At 34.6% G+C, this 19,687-nt stretch carries 15 protein-coding genes; 14 read left to right on the forward strand and 1 reads right to left on the reverse strand.

Annotated elements, in window-relative coordinates:
- The first annotated feature begins 7 nt into the window (after window positions 1-7).
- From cysC to MT340_RS01650, 5 genes are all read left to right on the forward strand, one after another.
- Entirely contained in the window at window positions 8-607 is a 600-nt protein-coding gene (gene cysC / locus MT340_RS01630; protein ID WP_243588489.1) for an adenylyl-sulfate kinase, read from the forward strand.
- Window positions 608-1,015: 408 nt separating this feature from the next.
- Entirely contained in the window at window positions 1,016-1,855 is an 840-nt protein-coding gene (locus MT340_RS01635; RefSeq protein WP_243588490.1) for a CHAP domain-containing protein, read from the forward strand.
- 185 nt (window positions 1,856-2,040) lie between these two features.
- Window positions 2,041-2,295, forward strand: a complete 255-nt coding sequence (locus MT340_RS01640; protein WP_243588491.1) for a hypothetical protein — start codon at window positions 2,041-2,043, stop codon at window positions 2,293-2,295.
- 374 nt (window positions 2,296-2,669) lie between these two features.
- Window positions 2,670-3,962: an anaerobic C4-dicarboxylate transporter family protein gene (locus MT340_RS01645; RefSeq protein ID WP_243588492.1), complete on the forward strand. Its 1,293-nt coding sequence runs from the start codon at window positions 2,670-2,672 to the stop codon at window positions 3,960-3,962.
- Window positions 3,963-4,300: 338 nt separating this feature from the next.
- The gene (locus MT340_RS01650) at window positions 4,301-5,923 is read left to right on the forward strand and encodes a BCCT family transporter (RefSeq protein WP_243588493.1); all 1,623 of its coding nucleotides are present in this window, start codon (window positions 4,301-4,303) and stop codon (window positions 5,921-5,923) included.
- A 41-nt stretch (window positions 5,924-5,964) separates the two neighbouring features.
- Here MT340_RS01650 and cudC read toward each other — a convergent pair whose 3' ends face one another.
- Window positions 5,965-6,519, reverse strand: coding sequence for a choline uptake/conversion transcriptional regulator CudC (cudC, locus tag MT340_RS01655; RefSeq protein ID WP_243588494.1), 555 nt, complete (start codon window positions 6,517-6,519; stop codon window positions 5,965-5,967).
- 259 nt (window positions 6,520-6,778) lie between these two features.
- Between cudC and betB the strand changes: the two genes are divergently transcribed.
- The 9 genes from betB (at window position 6,779) to mbcS (ending at window position 19,299) form a co-directional block, all read left to right on the forward strand.
- On the forward strand, window positions 6,779-8,269 hold the full coding sequence (betB, locus tag MT340_RS01660) for a betaine-aldehyde dehydrogenase (RefSeq protein WP_243588495.1): 1,491 nt from the start codon (window positions 6,779-6,781) through the stop codon (window positions 8,267-8,269).
- Window positions 8,270-8,429: 160 nt separating this feature from the next.
- A complete protein-coding gene (gene betA, locus MT340_RS01665) occupies window positions 8,430-10,136 on the forward strand; it encodes a choline dehydrogenase (RefSeq protein WP_243603516.1) in 1,707 nt (568 codons plus the stop codon).
- 191 nt (window positions 10,137-10,327) lie between these two features.
- Complete coding sequence (gene aryK, locus MT340_RS01670; RefSeq protein WP_243588496.1) at window positions 10,328-12,592, forward strand: transcriptional regulator AryK; 2,265 nt, start codon at window positions 10,328-10,330, stop codon at window positions 12,590-12,592.
- A gap of 145 nt (window positions 12,593-12,737) precedes the next feature.
- Window positions 12,738-13,913, forward strand: a complete 1,176-nt coding sequence (locus MT340_RS01675; RefSeq protein ID WP_243588497.1) for a M20 family metallopeptidase — start codon at window positions 12,738-12,740, stop codon at window positions 13,911-13,913.
- A 12-nt stretch (window positions 13,914-13,925) separates the two neighbouring features.
- Window positions 13,926-15,308: an MFS transporter gene (locus tag MT340_RS01680; RefSeq protein WP_272107535.1), complete on the forward strand. Its 1,383-nt coding sequence runs from the start codon at window positions 13,926-13,928 to the stop codon at window positions 15,306-15,308.
- A 200-nt stretch (window positions 15,309-15,508) separates the two neighbouring features.
- Window positions 15,509-16,687, forward strand: a complete 1,179-nt coding sequence (locus tag MT340_RS01685) for an amidohydrolase (protein ID WP_243603517.1) — start codon at window positions 15,509-15,511, stop codon at window positions 16,685-16,687.
- 124 nt (window positions 16,688-16,811) lie between these two features.
- The gene (locus MT340_RS01690; RefSeq protein WP_243588499.1) at window positions 16,812-17,027 is read left to right on the forward strand and encodes a sterile alpha motif-like domain-containing protein; all 216 of its coding nucleotides are present in this window, start codon (window positions 16,812-16,814) and stop codon (window positions 17,025-17,027) included.
- Between the two features lie 36 nt (window positions 17,028-17,063).
- Complete coding sequence (locus MT340_RS01695) at window positions 17,064-17,537, forward strand: antibiotic biosynthesis monooxygenase family protein (protein WP_243588500.1); 474 nt, start codon at window positions 17,064-17,066, stop codon at window positions 17,535-17,537.
- A gap of 169 nt (window positions 17,538-17,706) precedes the next feature.
- Window positions 17,707-19,299 (forward strand): acyl-CoA synthetase MbcS, encoded by a 1,593-nt coding sequence (mbcS, locus tag MT340_RS01700; protein WP_243588501.1) that lies wholly within the window; start codon window positions 17,707-17,709, stop codon window positions 19,297-19,299.
- Window positions 19,300-19,687: the final 388 nt, after the last annotated feature.

A 19,687-nucleotide genomic window follows, 5' to 3' on the forward strand; every position in this document is an offset into this window, starting at 1 on the left:
GAAAAGCATGAGTCAATCAAGTAATATTACATGGCACGATTCTGAAGTAACGAAAGCAGATAGACAACAACAGAATGGTCATAAGAGTGTAGTGATTTGGTTTACAGGCCTATCAGGTTCAGGTAAATCAACCGTTTCAGTTGCACTTGAACAAGCATTATTTGAACAAGGAAAACATGCCTATCGTTTAGACGGCGATAATGTACGTCATGGCTTAAACAAGAATTTAGGGTTCAGTCCTGAAGATCGTAAAGAAAACATTCGTCGTATTGGTGAAGTAAGCAAATTACTAGTAGATGCTGGCACGATTGCTATTACAGCATTTATCTCTCCATATAGAGCAGACCGCGATGATGTACGCGCTATTTTAGAAGATGGTGAGTTTATCGAAGTCTATACAGAATGTAGCGTTGAAGAATGTGAGAAAAGAGACCCTAAAGGACTTTATCAAAAAGCCCGTTCAGGTGAAATCAAAGAATTCACTGGCATTAGCGCCCCTTACGAAGCCCCCAACCAACCAGAAATTACTATTAATACAGAACAACAAAGCGTAGAAGAATCTGTAGAAGTCATTCTTAACTACTTAAAAAATAAACAATATATTTAAATAAATCATTTAAACGCATTATCGACATCAAACTATGTTGATAATGCGTTTTTTTAATATATGTTTGTAGTTATTAACCCGATTTTCATGATACAAAACATCTTCTAAATAATCAGATAAATTACAAAGTCGAGAACAACACTGTCGAAAAAAGACACAAACCCATTGGCATAGAGGGGCTATAGTTTTTGTAATAAAGACTATCTTTTTTTACAAACTGCGTTACATTATTATGATTCATTTACAAAGCTTTAACATCGCCCACAAACCCTTGTATCTCTGTTAAAGTGTGTCTTGTCGTTAATTAACGAGAGAAAATCAAAAACATTACTTAAAATATTAATAATTGTAAATTGCAGGTAGCCACAAGAAAAATTATTTTCAAACAAATCTAGGAGGATATTAATTATGAAAAAAATCGCTACAGCTACAATCGCGACGGCAGGTATTGCAACTTTCGGACTAGCGCATCACGATGCAGATGCAGCGGAAAACAATAATAATGGATATAACCCTAACGATCCATATTCATATAGCTACACTTATACAATTGACCAACAAGGTAATTATCATTATAAATGGCAAGGTAACTGGAGCCCAGCATTAGCACAACAAGGCGGTCAACAAACTGCAAATAATCAAACACAAAATTACAATTATAACTACAGCTATAACAATAACTATGGCTATACTCAAAATCAAAACCAAACTCAAAATACAAACAATAATACACAATCATATACTGCTAACAACAACGGCGGTGGCTTAGGCTCAAATTATTCAACATCAAACCGCAATGTTAAAGTTACAACTCAAAAAGCACCAACGACTCAAACAACTCAAACAACTCAAACAACTCAAAAATCACAAACAACACAAACTTCAAACACAACAAGCAGTAAAGCATTTGCTGGTAAATCAAGCTCAGGTGCTAACCTTTACACATCAGGCCAATGCACTTACTACGTATACGATAAAGTAGGTGGACAAATTGGTAGTACATGGGGTAACGCAAATAACTGGGCAAACGCAGCAGCACAAAGCGGTTACACAGTAAACAATACACCTAAATCAGGCGCTATCATGCAAACAACTCAAGGCGCTTATGGTCACGTTGCATATGTTGAGAACGTAAATGATGACGGTTCAGTTAACGTTTCAGAAATGAACTACAACGGTGGACCAGGTGTCGTATCAACACGTACAATTTCAGCTGGCCAAGCTGGTTCATACAACTATATTTCATAATACAAATGTACATTAACCACGATTCCTCATATATTGGAGTCGTGGTTCTTTTTTGTTTTTAGAAAAGGTCAAGGCATGTTTTCTCACATTATGATTGAAGCCGAAGCAGAACGGGAAATAAATATAATAAGAAATACGACAATTTAAATAAAGTATTGCCCAATGTTAAAGGAAGGTGAGTTAACATGTCATTCGATATTATTAAATGGATTATATTGATTTTAATTGTTATTGTAACGATTGGCGTTATATTTGGATTAATATGGGGCTCAATATTTGAAGAACGTGCCTACGACAAACGTTCTAAAAAAGAAAAACAAAAAAATTTAGAAAAGAACTTAGACATGGCAAAAGGTCATACAGAAGATGAAGAAACGTATGATGACACAAAAGATATTCCAACAAAAAAAGGAAAAATTAAAGACAATGACCATAAATAAATTGAGTGAGCCTGTGACATTATTATATGTTACAGGCTCATCTTACATATTGGCAGTAGCTAACTGAATTGAAAATGCGCTTATATTAAGCTTTTTTCAATTCTAGTTATCCTTGCCGGGGAGCGGGGTCCCAACATAGAGACTTTCGAAAAAGAAAGTTTACGGCCAACGTGAGTTGGGGTTGGACGACGAAATTATTTTAATTTCTGTTCCGCACCCATTTTATTTGACTGCATAATTGATAATCATTATCATTTATAATGAAACAATTTTCAAAAATCAATATAGTTATATACGTTTAACATCAGAAAGTGTTAAAATAAGTATGTTAAAAAAATCACATAAATCTCTATATATAGTTAGGAGCTTTCATCATGCTACTATTCGTAGTAGAAATCGCGATCATGATATTGGCCATATTATTAGGGCTTAGAACAGCTGGCGCTTTAGGATGTGGTATCTTCGCTATTGTGGCTCAACTTATCATGATATTCGGATTTCAATTACCTCCGGGATCAGCACCCGTAACTGCAGTATTAATCATCTTATCTATTGGTATCGCCGGTGGTACTTTACAAGCTACAGGAGGTATAGACTATCTTGTCTATCTCGCTTCAAAAATTATCGAACGATTTCCTAGATCAATTATTTTTATTGCACCAATGATTGTCTTTCTATTCGTATTTGGCGTAGGTACAGCGAATATTGCATTATCATTAGAACCAATTATTGCTAAGACAGCAGTTAAAGCGAAGATACAGCCTAAACGCCCTTTAACAGCTTCAGTGTTAACAGCAAATTTAGCATTATTATGTAGTCCTGCAGCATCTGCCACAGCATACATTATCTCAGTTATGGCAGGTTATGATATTTCAATGGGCAAATATTTAAGTATTGTCTTACCAACTGCTATTATTACAATGTTACTGTTAAGTGTCTTTTGTACATTTGTAGGTCGTAAAACAACAGTAACTGAAAGTGAAATTGCACATACGCCTGATGTTGAAATGGTGCTTTCATTTTCCAAAAAAGTAAAAATAGGTGTTATCGCGTTCTTACTATGTGTTGTAGGGATTCTAACATTTGGCATCTTCCCAGATTTAATGCCTACTTTCAAAGTGAATGGAAAAGAAGTAGCGCTCACAATGACTGAAATTGTGCAATTCTTTATGTATTTAAGTGTGGCAGTTAATCTATTGCTACAAAAAATTAATACAAGCGATATTCTATCTTCTAATATTACACAATCCGCAATTGGTGCACTGTTTGCCGTGTTAGGGCCAGGGTGGTTAGGTGCAACGATCTTTAATGCGCCTCAGAATTTAAAAATTATTAGAGATGATATTGGTAAAACGATACAATCAGTGCCATGGCTAGTGATAATCTTAGTCGCTGTCGTCGCGATGATTGTTATTTCACAAACGGCTACGGCTTCAATCATGGTGCCAATTGTCATGAGCATGGGCATTCCACCAATGTATTTTATTGCAATGGTTCAAACCTTGAATGTTAACTTTGTGATTCCTGCGCAACCAACGATACTCTTTGCGGTTAACTTGGATGAGACAGGACGCACCCGACCAACGAGTTTCATCATACCAGGTTTCTTCGCGATTATCGTCTCAGTCATCGTTGGATTTACTATTAAAATGATATTAGGATATTAAATATTAAGGCTATTGAGTTCTTATCAACGTGGAAGAACTTGATAGCCTTTTTTGATGAAAAATGGGCTATCCTATAAAAATAAAAATAAATATAAATGCATATATGAGTTATAAATATTCATTTTTAATTCGATGTAAACTTTATTAAATACGTTAAATTTAAACTTAACACTGTTGTTTTAACGATTTAGGACGCTTATAAATATGTTGTTAATATATATTTATTCAAAAATAAAAATGGATTAATTTGAATGGAATTTGCATTTTTATTTAATATTAGATATCGTCGAAATATAAAACACTCAAAAAACAGCAAAATATATAGAGGAGGAGCATCGTTGAAAAAAGAAAAAATTATGGATTGGCCGACCTTCATAGGGACGGTGATTGTATTATTAATCGCTGTTATACCGATGATGGTATTTCCTGGAGCAAGTGAAAAGGTCATTACTGATATTAATAGTGCAATTTCAAATTCAATTGGATCAGTATACTTATTCATGGGTTTAGCAATATTATTCTTTGTTCTATATATCGCATTTGGAAGATATGGAAATGTAACGCTTGGGAAAGCAACAGATAAACCAGAATTTAATAATTTTAGCTGGGCATCAATGTTGTTTTGTGCCGGTATCGGTTCCGATATTTTGTATTGGGGCGTTATAGAGTGGGCATTTTATTATCAAGTTCCACCGAATGGCGCAAAAGGTATGACAGATGAAGCACTTACATATGCCACGCAATATGGCATGTTCCACTGGGGACCAATTGCTTGGGCAATATATGTTCTGCCAGCGTTACCAATCGGATATTTGGTGTTCGTAAAAAAACAACCTGTTTATAAAATTAGTCAGGCATGTCGTCCAGTATTAAAAGGTCAAACAGATAAACTATTAGGTAAGTTAGTAGATATCTTATTCATCTTCGGCTTACTTGGTGGGGCGGCAACATCATTAGCGCTCGGTGTACCTATGATTTCTGCCGGTATTGAAAGACTTACAGGTATTGATGGAGAAAATATGGTCATGCGATCAATTATTTTACTAACGATTACAGTCATTTTTGCCATCAGTTCTTATACTGGTTTGAAAAAAGGTATTCAAAAATTAAGTGACGTAAACGTATGGCTATCGTTCTTATTACTAGCATTTGTATTTATCGTAGGTCCAACTATTTTTATTATGGAAACGACTATTACTAGTTTTGGTAATATGATGAGAGACTTTTTCCATATGGCCACATGGATAGAACCGTTTGGTGGAATAAAAGGGCGTAAAGAAACGCACTTCCCACAAGATTGGACAATATTTTATTGGTCATGGTGGTTAGTATATGCACCCTTTATCGGTTTATTCATCGCTCGTATTTCAAAAGGTCGTCGTCTTAAAGAAGTCATTTTAGGCACAATTATCTATGGTACTTTAGGTTGCCTATTATTCTTTGGCATCTTCGGAAATTATGCTGTTTATTTACAAATTTCAGGGCAATTTGATGTAATTAATTTCTTAAATGCTCACAGTACAGAAGCTACAATTATAGAAGTTATGCATCAATTACCTTTCCCTACTTTAACAATTATCTTATTCTTAATATCAGCATTCTTATTCTTAGCGACTACGTTTGATTCTGGTTCATATATTTTAGCAGCCGCATCTCAGAAAAAAGTGATTGGAGAACCATTAAAAGCAAATCGTTTATTCTGGGCATTTGCTTTATGCTTACTACCATTCTCATTAATGTTAGTAGGTGGAGAGCGTGCACTTGAAGTTTTAAAAACGGCTTCAATTTTAGCAAGTGTGCCACTTATTGTCATATTTATCTTTATGATGATATCCTTTATCATTACGTTAAATAGAGATAGGATTAAACTCGAAACACGTGCTGATAAACATAAAGAAATTGAACGTCGTTCCCTAAGAATTGTTCAAGTTAAAGAAAAGCCAGAAGACGATAATTTATAACACAAATAAAGCTAGAGGACTTTGGAAGTCCTCTAGCTTTTTTATATTTCTTCGTCTTCTGGTATAGGATAATGTTCGAAGATTTGACCACTTTCAATTGCGTTACTCAAATTTTCTAACCATTTACAATATTGTTTGGTATGAGTAAGTTGGTCTTGAATTCTATTAATTTCTGATTTTGCTTCATTATCTAAATTCTCGCTTTGTAATGCTTCTTCGAGAAGTATTTCTGCTTCTTTTATTGCTTCTAAATTAGTATTGACTTCGCGTTCCCATTTTTGAGTAAAGAAATTACGAAAGAAATTAAAAAAGTTTTTTTCAGCAATAAAATGTTGTTTTCTACTGCCACGAGTGAACTGTTGTTTTACGATGTCAAACTCTTGCAGTTTTTTTACACCAGCACTCATACTTGGTTTGCTCATTTGCAATTGTTCACGCATTTCATCTAGCGTCATACTTCCTTCAAAAACCATAGTGCCATACAAATTACCTACACTTCTGTTAGTTCCATATAAGTCCATTGTTTCGCCAATGGAATTAATTACTAAATCTTTTGCTTCTTCAATTTTTTGATTATAGTTTTTAGAACGTGCCATGTGTGCACCTCCTTTATTGCATGTTAATAATTGCGACAATAAATATTTACGCTCATTTTTTAGTCTCAATCATTATAAAGCGTTTTATAAAAACTTTCAAAATTGCATAACTATTTTTAGCATTTTTTGTACTTAATTTTCAAGAAAAGTTGAAAAAATGTGTGTAGTTAGAACGTTTGCAAGGGTATAGAAAGTATGCTAGGATAAATTTGTAAAATTCGTTAAATAAAAATTTAACAAACTTAACGGAGGTCGTTTGATGGAACTTGTAGAAAAATTGTCTCGTCGTCAATATATCGATGGTGAATGGGTCGAAAGTTCAAATAAAAATACTAGAGATATTATCAATCCTTATAACCAAGAAGTTATTTTTACTGTTTCTGAAGGCACTGCTGAAGACGCTGAACAAGCAATTTTAGCAGCGCGTCGTGCATTTGAAGATGGCGAATGGTCATTAGAAACAAGTGAAGTCAGAGGTAAAAAAGTTAGAGCAATTGCGGATAAAATCGCTGAAAATCGCGATGAATTAGCAAAATTAGAAACATTAGATACTGGTAAAACATTAGAAGAATCCTATGCAGATATGGATGATATTGCAAACGTGTTTACGTATTTCGCAGGTTTAGCCGATAAAGATGGTGGCGAAATTATTAATACACCAATCCCAAATTCTGAAAGTAAAGTATTAAAAGAGCCAGTAGGAGTAGTAACTCAAATTACGCCATGGAACTATCCATTATTACAAGCATCATGGAAGATTGCGCCAGCATTAGCGACTGGATGTTCATTAGTTATGAAGCCAAGTGAGATTACACCATTAACTACAATTCGTGTGTTCGAATTAATGGAGGAAGTCGGTTTCCCTAAAGGTGTTATTAATCTAGTGCTAAGTAGTGGTGAAGAAATTGGCGATACACTATCAGGGCATAAAGAAGTGGATTTAGTTTCATTTACAGGCGGCATTGAAACAGGTAAACACATTATGAAGAATGCTGCTAATAACGTAACGAACGTTGCATTAGAACTTGGTGGTAAAAATCCAAACATCATATTTGATGATGCGGACTTTGAATTAGCAGTAGACCAAGCATTAAATGGTGGTTATTTCCATGCAGGCCAAGTTTGTTCAGCAGGTTCACGTATTTTAGTGCATAACAACATTAAAGATGACTTTGAAAAGGCCTTAATTGAACGTGTTGGAAAAATCAAGCTAGGTAACGGCTTTGACGATGATACTGAAATGGGACCAGTTATTTCAACTGAGCATCGTAGTAAAATTGAAAAATACATGGAAATTGCCAAAGAAGAAGGCGCAACAATTGCAATTGGCGGTAAACGTCCTGATAGAGATGACTTAAAAGATGGTTTATTCTTTGAACCAACAGTGATTACTAATTGTGATACGTCAATGCGTATTGTACAAGAAGAAGTATTTGGTCCGGTTGTTACCGTTGAAGGCTTCGATAGTGAAGAAGAAGCGATTAAATTAGCCAATGATTCTATTTATGGTTTAGCTGGTGCAGTATTCTCAAAAGATTTAGGAAAAGCACAGCGAGTAGCTAACAAACTTAAATTAGGTACAGTATGGATTAATGATTTCCATCCTTACTTTGCACAAGCACCATGGGGCGGTTACAAACAATCAGGTATTGGCCGTGAATTAGGTAAAGAAGGTTTAGAAGAATACTTAATTACTAAACATATCTTAACTAATACAAATCCAGAGCCAGTGAATTTCTTCAGTAAGTAAAAGTTATATATAGATAAAAAGGGGCCGTAGAATTTGTAAATATCATACGGTCCCGTTTATTTGAACTAAGTAGAAAAACGTATCGAACTTAAATACGACATAGATAAAAAAGAAGTCGAGCTTATCGACAAATTAATTTTAAGGGAGGACGAATATTACAATGAGCAAAAAGAAATCTTATGATTATGTGATTATCGGAGGCGGAAGTGCTGGGTCAGTACTAGGGAACCGTTTAACAGAGGACAAAGATAAAGATGTCCTTGTATTAGAAGCAGGACGAAGTGATTATCCATGGGACTTATTTATTCAAATGCCAGCAGCATTAATGTTCCCTTCAGGAAATCGATTTTATGATTGGATTTATGAAACTGAAGAAGAACCACATATGGGTCGTAAAGTAGACCATGCACGTGGTAAAGTGCTTGGTGGTTCAAGCTCTATCAATGGCATGATTTATCAACGTGGTAACCCAATGGATTATGAAGGTTGGGCAGAGCCAGAAGGTATGGAAACATGGGATTTCGCACATTGTTTACCATACTTTAAACGATTAGAAAAAACTTATGGCGCTGCACCTTATGATAAATATAGAGGCCACCAAGGTCCTATAAAATTAAAAAGAGGACCTGCAACCAACCCATTATTTAAATCATTCTTTGATGCAGGGGTTGAAGCGGGATATCATAAAACAAAAGATGTCAATGGTTATAGACAAGAAGGATTTGGACCATTTGATAGTCAAGTACATAATGGTCGACGTGTTTCTGCTTCTAGAGCTTATTTACATCCAGCTATGAAACGTAAAAATTTAACAGTTAAAACACGCGCATTTGTTACTAAAATTCATTTCGATGGCAATAAAGCCACTGGGGTAACATTTAAACGTAACGGTAGATATCATACTGTTGAGGCTGGAGAAGTTATCTTATCAGGTGGTGCTTTTAACACCCCTCAATTATTACAATTATCAGGTATTGGTGATGCGGAATTCTTAAAATCTAAAGGAATTGAACCTCGCATGCACTTACCAGGTGTTGGAGAAAACTTTGAAGATCACTTAGAAGTATACATTCAACATAAATGTAAACAACCCGTTTCTCTACAACCAAGTTTAGATGTGAAACGTATGCCTTGGATTGGGCTACAATGGATATTCGCACGCAAAGGTGCTGCAGCGTCTAACCACTTTGAAGGTGGCGCATTTGTAAGATCAAATGATCAAGTTGATTATCCAAATTTAATGTTCCATTTCTTGCCAATTGCTGTAAGATATGATGGTCAAAAAGCACCAGTAGCTCATGGCTATCAAGTACACGTTGGTCCAATGTATTCTAATTCACGAGGTAGCTTGAAGATTAAATCTAAAGACCCATTTGAAAAGCCAAGTATTGTATTTAATTATCTATCTACTAAAGAAGATGAACAAGAATGGGTAGAAGCGATTAGAGTAGCGCGTAATATCTTATCGCAAAAAGCCATGGATCCATATAATGGCGGCGAAATTTCACCGGGACCATCTGTTCAAACTGATGAAGAGATTTTAGATTGGGTACGTAAAGATGGCGAAACAGCTTTACATCCTTCATGTAGTGCGAAAATGGGCCCTGCTTCAGATCCAATGTCAGTAGTTGATCCTTTAACAATGAAAGTACATGGAATGGAAAATCTTCGAGTAGTTGATGCCTCTGCTATGCCTAGAACAACAAATGGTAATATTCATTCACCAGTACTAATGCTTGCTGAAAAAGCTGCAGATATTATTCGTGGTAAAGAACCATTAGAACCACAATATGTAGATTATTATAGACATGGCGTAAGCGATGAAAAGGCTGGGGCAATGGAATTCGATCCATATTATCAACACTAAATTTTAAAAATTATATATAACGATAAAAAGGCAATTTCTAATTAAATCCAATAGAAATTGCCTTTTTTAATTTAATCATTAATACTGTTGTATGCCTGTCGCTACATATTACTCACTTTCAATCTTATTAATTAATGAAGTTTGATATTATAGATAAAAAGAAGTGATTTAGAAGGGCGGATGAATACCTCTTGAATGCAAATTATGAAATCACGTTCGATACGCAAAAAGAAGATACAGCTTCTGATTATTTATCGCTTAACTTAATACTAAAAGGTGAGATGACATGTCAAAGCAACAATCAAAATAAACAGTATCTTGCTGGGGATTTGATTTTAGTCAATAGCTACCAAAATTTCTTGATTTTAGACGATTCAGAAGTAAGCTTTATGTCGCTCCGACTGTCTAATAGTTATTTTTCACATTATATTGAAGATAAAAATATTTACTTTCACTTTGAGGAAATGTCTCAAAAAATACATAACGATATCAAAACATTATTGGCCAAAATAGGAATTACGTATTTAAGAAAAGGAAAGTTTCATCAACTACATATGGATCAAATGATGATTCAATTAATCGAGATGTTAGTGAAATTTATTCCATACCAATCTAGACACGAGATGATTCAAGAACAAAATAAAGATGACCTCTTTGCTAGTCTGGCATCAGAATTTATTAATCAACATTTTATGGAACATATTGGTTTAGACGATTTGGCGCATTATCTCAATTTATCTAGTTCATATACTTCGCGCTTATTTACGAAAAAACTAGGAACGTCGTTTAGTAGTTATCTTAATAAAGTTAGAACGAGAAATGCTGAAAAAGATTTGAAATACACGGATATTTCAATTACTGATATAGCATTGAAAAATGGCTTTTCTAATTCAACGTCATTAGCCAAAAATTTTAAATTATGGTATTACATGACACCAAGCGAATATCGTAAACAATACCAAGTTAAAGACTTACATCAGTTAGTAACGAAGCCAATGAATAAACAAAGTATTAAAAGATATATTCAATATTTGTCGTCATTTGTGGATAATCAAATGGATGTCGTCATTAATTCGGCAGAGCCGCAAAAAGAAATTGATATTCAACTAGAGGAAAATCTTGGACAATTAAATAAATATAATCATATCGTACAAATTGGAAGTATTGTTAATATGCGAGTACATCGATATAGACAACAACTATTAGAAGTAAAGGTCAGAATTGGATTAGATACTGTCCTTGTTCAAGATTTAGTGAACGATACTTCTTGGAGAGAACATGTCGTAGCATCGGATGAAATTATTCCACATAGTCATGAGTATATGACTTTAGATGAATGTTTATTATTTTTAATGAATCATCAAATACACTTGAGTATTCGTTTAAGACCACCACGTAGTGCAACTACCTTCCAATCATACTGTGATACTTGGGTAGAGATTCTTAAACATTTTATAAATATGACAACACGTAGTAGTAAAATGCACCTTTCAGTGATTATAGATGCCATTGATTTGAAACGATATATACAATTATATGATGTGTTTAATCAATATATTTCTAACGTGAAATTTATTGTGAATTATCAAGATGTTAGTGACTATAAGAATAACTTGAAATTAATCTTTAAAGATCACTCTGAAAAGATTAATATGTTAGCATTTGAAGCTAATCAAAATGACGTTGTCAATTTAGAAGTTTCTGAAGATATACAGTATCAATATGCTAAAAATCACATCAATGAGACTGTAAACGCATTACTCGAATGGCTTCCTGCGAGTCATAAAGACATTCCACTTATGTTACTCAACTGGAATACTTTAACTGGTAATTCTAATTTGACTAATGGTGAATATTTTAGAGCTGGTATTATATTTAAACAGTTACTGGATATTAATGAGAAGATATGTACGGTGGGGTATTGGTTGAATTATGAATTACATCAGAAGTATGGCGCAATGCATGAACATCAGCTGATGGGTATCGACTTATATCATCAATTTGATGGGAAACGACCTGCGTTCTTTACAAGTAATTTCTTTAAAATGCTCCAATATAATGTGAGATTTAGAAATGAGGAATGTATAGTTGTCGGAGACGATACGCATCTTCAAATTGTTGTATGGGATGCAGATCATTATAATCCATATTATACTATCTCGGAACAATTGAACGTCATGGAGAAGAGAAACGTTAAAATAGAAATTAAACAGCTTCAAAGTGGTTTATACAAAGTCAAACATTACACGTTAGATAAAGAAAATGGTGCTTTATATCGAGTGTGGCAACAGCATAACACAACGTATGGTATGGACCAGGAAACGATTGATTATGTTAATCGTATTTCATATCCCAAATTGGATATTACAGAAGTTAAAGTAGAAGAGACATTGAGGTATCATTTAAAAGTAATGACGAATTCTATTCATATTTTAGAAATTAATAAATATGTATAACTGGAGAATGACAAAAATTAATCATTAATTTTTGTCATTCTCCTTTTTAATTTTAAAAATAAATAAAATTAGAGATGAATAGGACATCGATTAAATATTAAATATAGAGATAAGCGATACAATAATAAGTGAGGAGAGATGAATTATGAATAAACAATTAATTAACACTTTACAAGAAAAAGAAGGACGCATGATTGAAATAAGAAGATATTTACATCAGCATCCTGAGTTATCATTCAAAGAACACGAAACACCAAAATATATAGCTGATTTCTACAAAGATAAAGATTGCGAAGTTGAGACTAATGTAGGGCCTAATGGGGTGAAAGTGACTATAGATAGTGGTAAACCTGGTAAAACAATTGCGATTCGAGCAGACTTTGATGCTTTACCTATTAAAGAAGCAACCGGTTTACCTTTTGCATCTAAAAATGAAGGCGTCATGCATGCATGTGGTCATGATGCACACACAGCGTATATGTTGATTTTGGGTGAAACATTAATAGAAATGAAAGATCAATTTAAAGGTAAAGTTATTATTATTCATCAACCAGCAGAAGAAATGCCTCCAGGTGGAGCACAAGGCATGATTAAAGATGGTGTACTTGATGGTGTAGATCATGTATTAGGCGCTCATGTAATGAGCACTATGGAAGCAGGTAAAGTCTTCTACAGAGAAGGATTTGTTCAAACTGGACGTGCTTATTTCAAATTAAAAGTACAAGGTTCAGGTGGCCATGGCTCTTCGCCACATATGGCTAATGATGCAATAGTGGCTGGGGCTCAGTTCGTTACGGAAGTTCAAACCATTGTATCAAGACGACTAAACCCCTTTGAAACGGGTGTTATCACAATAGGTTCATTTGATGGTAAGGGCCAATTTAATGTCATTAAAGATGCAGTAGAACTTGAAGGTGACGTAAGAGCGTTAACTGATGACACACGTGACACAATCGAAAAAGAATTGAAACGCTTAGTTAAAGGTATTGAATCAACATTTGGAGTGGAATGTGATTTCGAATTTAAAAAAGATTATCCAGCATTGTATAACGATCCTGAATTTACTCAATATGTTGCACAAACAATTAAAGAAGCGGATACAGATGATATTAAAGGTATAGAAGTTTGTGAACCTCAACCACCTTCAGAGGACTTCGCTTTCTATGCAACGACATTACCAAGCACATTTATTTATTCAGGTGCTGCACCAAAAGATGGAAATATTTATCCGCATCATCATCCAAAATTCACAATCGATGAATCATCAATGTTAGTGGCTGCAGAAGCGGTGGGAACAGTCGTTTTAGACTACTTAAGTTAAGGAGAGAACATCATGGAAATGAAACAACAACAATTCACTGGAAATAATAAACTTTTATTAGGTATTGTGCTCGGAGTAATTACATTTTGGCTATTTGCACAATCATTACTCAATTTAGTACCAACGATACAGCATTCATTTTCAAGTAATATTGGTACAACTAGTATTGCGATAAGTATTACGGCATTATTTAGTGGTATGTTTGTCGTTGGTGCAGGTAGCTTCGCCGATAAATTAGGTCGTGTAAGAATGACTTACATTGGATTAATATTGAGTATTATTGGCTCATTATTAATCATAGCAACACCATTTACTTCAATGTTAATTCTAGGACGTATTATTCAAGGACTATCAGCAGCAGCTATTATGCCATCTACCTTAGCGATTATTAAAACGTATTATCATGGTTCAGAGCGTCAACGTGCATTAAGTTTCTGGTCCATTGGCTCATGGGGCGGTTCAGGGTTTGCTTCTCTATTCGGAGGTATGATTGAAACAGCAATTGGTTGGCGTTGGATCTATATTATCTCTATAATTGTTGCTATTCTGGCAATCTTATTAATTAAAGGAACACCTGAAACGAAAGCTAACCAAACAAGTAGTACTAGATTTGATTTTATAGGTCTAACATTGTTTGTCATTATGATGCTAAGTATCAATATAGTAATTACGCAAAGTGCAAAATTAGGTTTATTCTCACCTATAATTTTAGCTTTAATTGCAACATTTATTATTTCAACTATTATCTTTGTGCGTGTTGAAATGAAGATGCATCATCCATTAATAGATTTTAAATTATTTAAGAATAAAGCCTATACGAGCGCTACGCTTTCAAATTTTATGTTAAACGGGGTCGCTGGTACATTAATCGTTGCTAATACTTTCGTACAGCAAGGTTTAGGTTTCTCAACATTTCAAACTGGTTTACTTTCAATTACGTATTTAATTACAGTGTTATTGATGATTCGTGTTGGTGAAAAGGTACTGCAAAAAGTTGGTGCAAGAAAACCAATGTTATTAGGTACTGCACTTAATATGGTGGGGATTTTACTAATATCATTTACATTCCTATCACCTCAAATGTATGTTGTCGTGTGTGTTATTGGTTTCTTATTATACGGATTAGGGCTAGGCTTCTATGCGACACCATCTACAGATACGGCCATTTCAAATTCTCCTGAAGATAAAGTAGGTGTGGCGTCAGGTATTTATAAAATGGCATCTTCACTTGGTGGCGCCTTTGGTATCGCACTTTCAGGTACTATATATGGTATAGGTACTGCAATGGTTAATATTAATTTTGGTGCAATGTTGGGATTATGGTTGAACATCTTAATGGCATTCATTTCATTTACTGTCATACTTATAGGTGTTCCTAAACAGCATTCTAAATAATATATCGCTTTTTAACTTAATCAAAGCGTGTGCAAAGTCTCTTGAGGACTTGCATACGCTTCTTTTTTAAGAAAAAGTGAATACAATATAGTAAGGTAACATTAAAAATTATTTAAGTAATATGAAACCGTGACACAACATTGTAAAAAGAGAAAAGCATATAATGAAGAAAAAGGATGCGAAAAAGGAGTGGAGAAAAGATGACTCAAGATTTAGTGAAACGTTTACAAGATAAAGAAGAACGTATGATTGAAATTCGTCGTCATTTACATGAACATCCAGAACTTTCATTTAAAGAAACAGAAACCCCTAAATATATTGCTGATTTTTATAAAGATAAAGATTGTAAAGTTGAAACCAATGTTGGTGAAAATGGCGTGAAAGTAACTATCGATAGTGGTGAAGCAGGTAAAACAATCGCTATTCGTGCTGATTTCGATGCATTGCCTATTCAAGAAGATACAGGCTTATCTTTCGCATCGAAAAATGATGGCGTGATGCATGCATGTGGTCATGATGCGCATACTGCGTACATGCTTGTTTTGGCAGAAACACTGATTGAAATGAAAGATCAATTTAAAGGTAAAGTTATTGTCATTCATCAGCCAGCAGAAGAAATGCCTCCTGGTGGCGCAAAAGGCATGATTGAAGATGGCGTTTTAGATAGCGTTGATCATGTGCTTGGTACGCATGTCATGACAAATATGGAACCTGGTAAAGTGTATTATCGTCCAGAGAATGTCCAAACCGGCCGTTCATATTTCAAATTAACGGTTCAAGGAGAAGGTGGACATGGCTCATCACCTCATACAGCGAACGATGCAATTGTAGCGGGGGCTAACTTTGTAACTACCGCTCAAACTGTTGTATCACGTCGACTTAATCCTTTTGAAACTGGCGTAGTAACGATTGGTTCTTTTGATGGAAAAGGACAATTCAATGTAATTAAAGATAAAATTGTACTTGAAGGCGATGTGCTTGCACTTACAGATGCTACGCGTGACCGTATTGAAGAAGAGTTGAACCGTTTAGTTAAAGGACTTGAGGCAACGTTTGGTGTTAAGTGCGACTTTGAATTTAGTAAAGACTATCCGGCATTGTACAATGATCCAGATTTTACTGAGTATGTAGCGAAAACAATTGAAAATGCAGATCTAGCAGATGTTAAAGGTGTCGAAGAATGTGAAGCACAACCTCCATCTGAAGATTTTGCATTTTATGCGAAAGCACTTCCAAGTACATTTATCTACTCAGGTGCAGCGCCACAAGATGAGAAAGCGTACCCACATCATCACCCTAAATTTAAAATTGATGAATCATCTATGCTTGTTGCAGCAGAAGCGGTAGGCGCAGTCGTTTTAGATTACTTAAATTCATAGTAAAGTATCGATTGAAACAATTTTTTAATCTACAATTTGGGTTAAACTGTCACCCTTACACCACTAGTTTTAAAGATATTGTTCATGATAATATAAGTTTATATAGAAATACTGGGGTGAGATGATGAGTTTTTACGATTTTATGCAAGGATTTGTAGACGACCAGACCCCGTTAGGTGAACTTGCTCATTGGATAAATGAAGATCAGTCATTTCCAAAGCATGAACGTCTATCAGATAATATATTAAATTATTTTATAAACTTTCCTACTTCAGATAATGAATTTTTAGAAATTGTAAAACGTTCAATTTCTCTATATGAACAACAAGGACGAAATTAGGCATAATACTAGTATAGAAATGAAGGAATAACAGAGATGATTTTAGAAGACAGTTATAAAACTTATGTAATTGAAGAAATAGATAATCAATTAATGACAATTGAGAAAAATAATGATATCCAAAACTATAGTATTTTAGAAAAAATTAATGATTTATCCAATGACTCATTTTGTGTATTAAATCATTTATTCGTCAATGATGGTATGGAAGAAGCATTTGAAAAGAAATTTTTAGAGCGACCTAAGTACTTGCAAGATGAACCAGGATTTAAAGCATTACGTTTTTTACGTCCTAATGTTGCACATCGTCATTACATTATTTTGACATTATGGGAAGATCGCCAAGCATTCTATGACTGGCAAAACTCTACTGCTTATAATAAAACGCATGAAAAACGTGGCACTAGAGAAGGGGTAGACCACGATATAGTGAATCGAGATTTGTCTTATAATGTGCGTATTGAATTGGCAGGGTTGGAAACGGCAATAGATGTAAGTAATATATTTTAACACGATAAGATTAAGTTTCTTAAAACCTATCATTATTGGGGTTGGAAACTTAATCTTTTTAATTTATAAAGACGGGACTATTTAAAATCATTACCATAAGTGGTATATTTTAATGCGTTAAAGAATTTGAAAAGAGAGAGAAAGAATGAGAAGGGAAAGGAAGTTTAATATGAAGAATTCAAACTTACTTGCACCGGAAACGTATAACATTGTTTCTGAAATTGAGAAACACGCTTCAGATGCAACTAAAAAAGCACTGATTTATGAAAATGGACACGATGAACCTATCACCGTTACATATTCTGAATTAATCAATAATGCCAATAAAGTAGGCCATGTATTTTTAAATCATGGGTTAAAAAAGGGCGATAAAGTATTAATTATGATGCCACGTTCAATTATGACGTATGAACTTTACATCGCAGCTTTAAAATTGGGCATTGCGATTATTCCAAGTTCTGAAATGTTAAGAACGAAAGATTTACAATATCGTATTACACACGGGGAAATTAATGCTGTAATTGCTAAGGCAGATTTCGTCAAAGAATTTAAAAATATTAAAGAATATGATAATTTAACTAAATTTATTGTAGACGGACAAGAAACGGATTGGATTAGTATTGAAGATGAAAAAGAAGGCCAAAGTACGTCATTAGATATGGCTGACACGACTAGAGATGACATTGCTATATTATCGTACACTTCTGGTACGACTGGTAATCCAAAAGCGGTAACACATTCTCATGGTTGGGGTTACGCGCATATGAAAATGGCGCCAGAACATTGGCTATGTATTAAAGAAGACGACTTAGTATGGGCAACTGCAGCACCAGGTTGGCAAAAATGGGTATGGAGTCCTTTCTTATCTATTATGGGTTCAGGTGCTACTGCTTTCGTTTATAATGGAAAGTTCAATCCATCTCGTTACTTAGAATTATTACAAAATTTTAAAATTAATGTGTTATGCTGTACGCCAACAGAATATCGTATGATGGCGAAGTTAAATAATTTACAAGATTATAATATAGAACATTTACATAGTGCTGTGTCAGCTGGCGAACCTTTAAATCGTGAAGTCGTAGAACAATTCCGTAAAAACTTTAACTTAACGGTACGTGATGGTTACGGTCAAACGGAAAGTACGTTACTTATTGGTTTCTTAAAAGATACTGACCCACGTCCAGGCTCAATGGGGAAAGAAATTCCAGGAAGTCACGTGACTGTAGTAGATGACGATGGTAATAAAGTGGATACTAATGTGAAAGGTAATATTGCATTGCCACTAGATTTCCCAGGACTTTTCAAAGGATATTATAAAGATGAAGAACGTACCAAAGCAGCACAAGCTGGAGACTACTATATTACAGGGGATTTAGCTCGTATTGATGAGGATGGTTATTTCTGGTTTGAGGGTCGTCGTGACGATATCATCATTAGTTCAGGCTATACCATTGGACCGTTTGAGGTAGAAGATGCATTAACAAATCATCCTGCTGTCAAAGAATGTGCTGTTGTGGCAAGTCCTCATGCTATTCGCGGTAATATTGTAAAAGCATTTATTATTTTACAAGATGGTTATACTGGCGATGATGCGTTAGTGAAAGAATTACAAACGTTTGCGAAACAAGAAGTAGCACCTTATAAATATCCACGTGCTATTGAGTTTGTGGAAGATTTACCAAAGACAAATTCAGGTAAGATTCGTCGTGTAGAATTACGTGATGCAGAAGTTGAGAAATATCGCGCAGAACATGGTGAATAGATCAGTTTAGCCTTTTTTTAAAAGTAGTTCTTAGATAGATATTTACTCGTTTAAGTTGTTTCGCGTTCCAGGGGGTGCTGTCTCTAAAGCAGCTCTTAGATGGATGGCACTCATTTTGTTGCGACGCTTTCTTGCGGGAAAGACTCAAGCCTGTAGTCATGTAAAGACATTCTTAGATAGATGTTCACTCACTTTAGTTGAGATGCTTGCCTAGGGGGGCTGGGTCGAGTCGCGATCTTGTAAAGTAGTTCTTTGATTTTAATCATTAGAACTACTTACTTAAGTGTGTAAACACTTAAGTTCCTCCCCCAGCTTGCTTTGTTTGTAGACTTTCTATGCAAAAGTCTCTTTGCTGGGGCCCCGCACTCAACTACGTTTCGTTATCTAT

The organism is Staphylococcus sp. NRL 16/872, assembly GCF_022815905.2.
GTDB lineage: Bacteria > Bacillota > Bacilli > Staphylococcales > Staphylococcaceae > Staphylococcus.

Excerpts from the sequence above, each read along its gene's own strand:
- cysC (WP_243588489.1), top strand. The coding sequence starts at position 8 with ATGAGTCAATCAAGTAATATTACATGGCACGATTCTGAAGTAACGAAA.
- MT340_RS01635 (WP_243588490.1), top strand. The coding sequence starts at position 1,016 with ATGAAAAAAATCGCTACAGCTACAATCGCGACGGCAGGTATTGCAACT.
- MT340_RS01640 (WP_243588491.1), top strand. The coding sequence starts at position 2,041 with ATGTCATTCGATATTATTAAATGGATTATATTGATTTTAATTGTTATT.
- MT340_RS01645 (WP_243588492.1), top strand. The coding sequence starts at position 2,670 with ATGCTACTATTCGTAGTAGAAATCGCGATCATGATATTGGCCATATTA.
- cudC (WP_243588494.1), bottom strand. The coding sequence starts at position 6,519 with ATGGCACGTTCTAAAAACTATAATCAAAAAATTGAAGAAGCAAAAGAT.
- betB (WP_243588495.1), top strand. The coding sequence starts at position 6,779 with ATGGAACTTGTAGAAAAATTGTCTCGTCGTCAATATATCGATGGTGAA.
- betA (WP_243603516.1), top strand. The coding sequence starts at position 8,430 with ATGAGCAAAAAGAAATCTTATGATTATGTGATTATCGGAGGCGGAAGT.
- MT340_RS01675 (WP_243588497.1), top strand. The coding sequence starts at position 12,738 with ATGAATAAACAATTAATTAACACTTTACAAGAAAAAGAAGGACGCATG.
- MT340_RS01680 (WP_272107535.1), top strand. The coding sequence starts at position 13,926 with ATGGAAATGAAACAACAACAATTCACTGGAAATAATAAACTTTTATTA.
- MT340_RS01685 (WP_243603517.1), top strand. The coding sequence starts at position 15,509 with ATGACTCAAGATTTAGTGAAACGTTTACAAGATAAAGAAGAACGTATG.
- MT340_RS01690 (WP_243588499.1), top strand. The coding sequence starts at position 16,812 with ATGAGTTTTTACGATTTTATGCAAGGATTTGTAGACGACCAGACCCCG.
- MT340_RS01695 (WP_243588500.1), top strand. The coding sequence starts at position 17,064 with ATGATTTTAGAAGACAGTTATAAAACTTATGTAATTGAAGAAATAGAT.
- mbcS (WP_243588501.1), top strand. The coding sequence starts at position 17,707 with ATGAAGAATTCAAACTTACTTGCACCGGAAACGTATAACATTGTTTCT.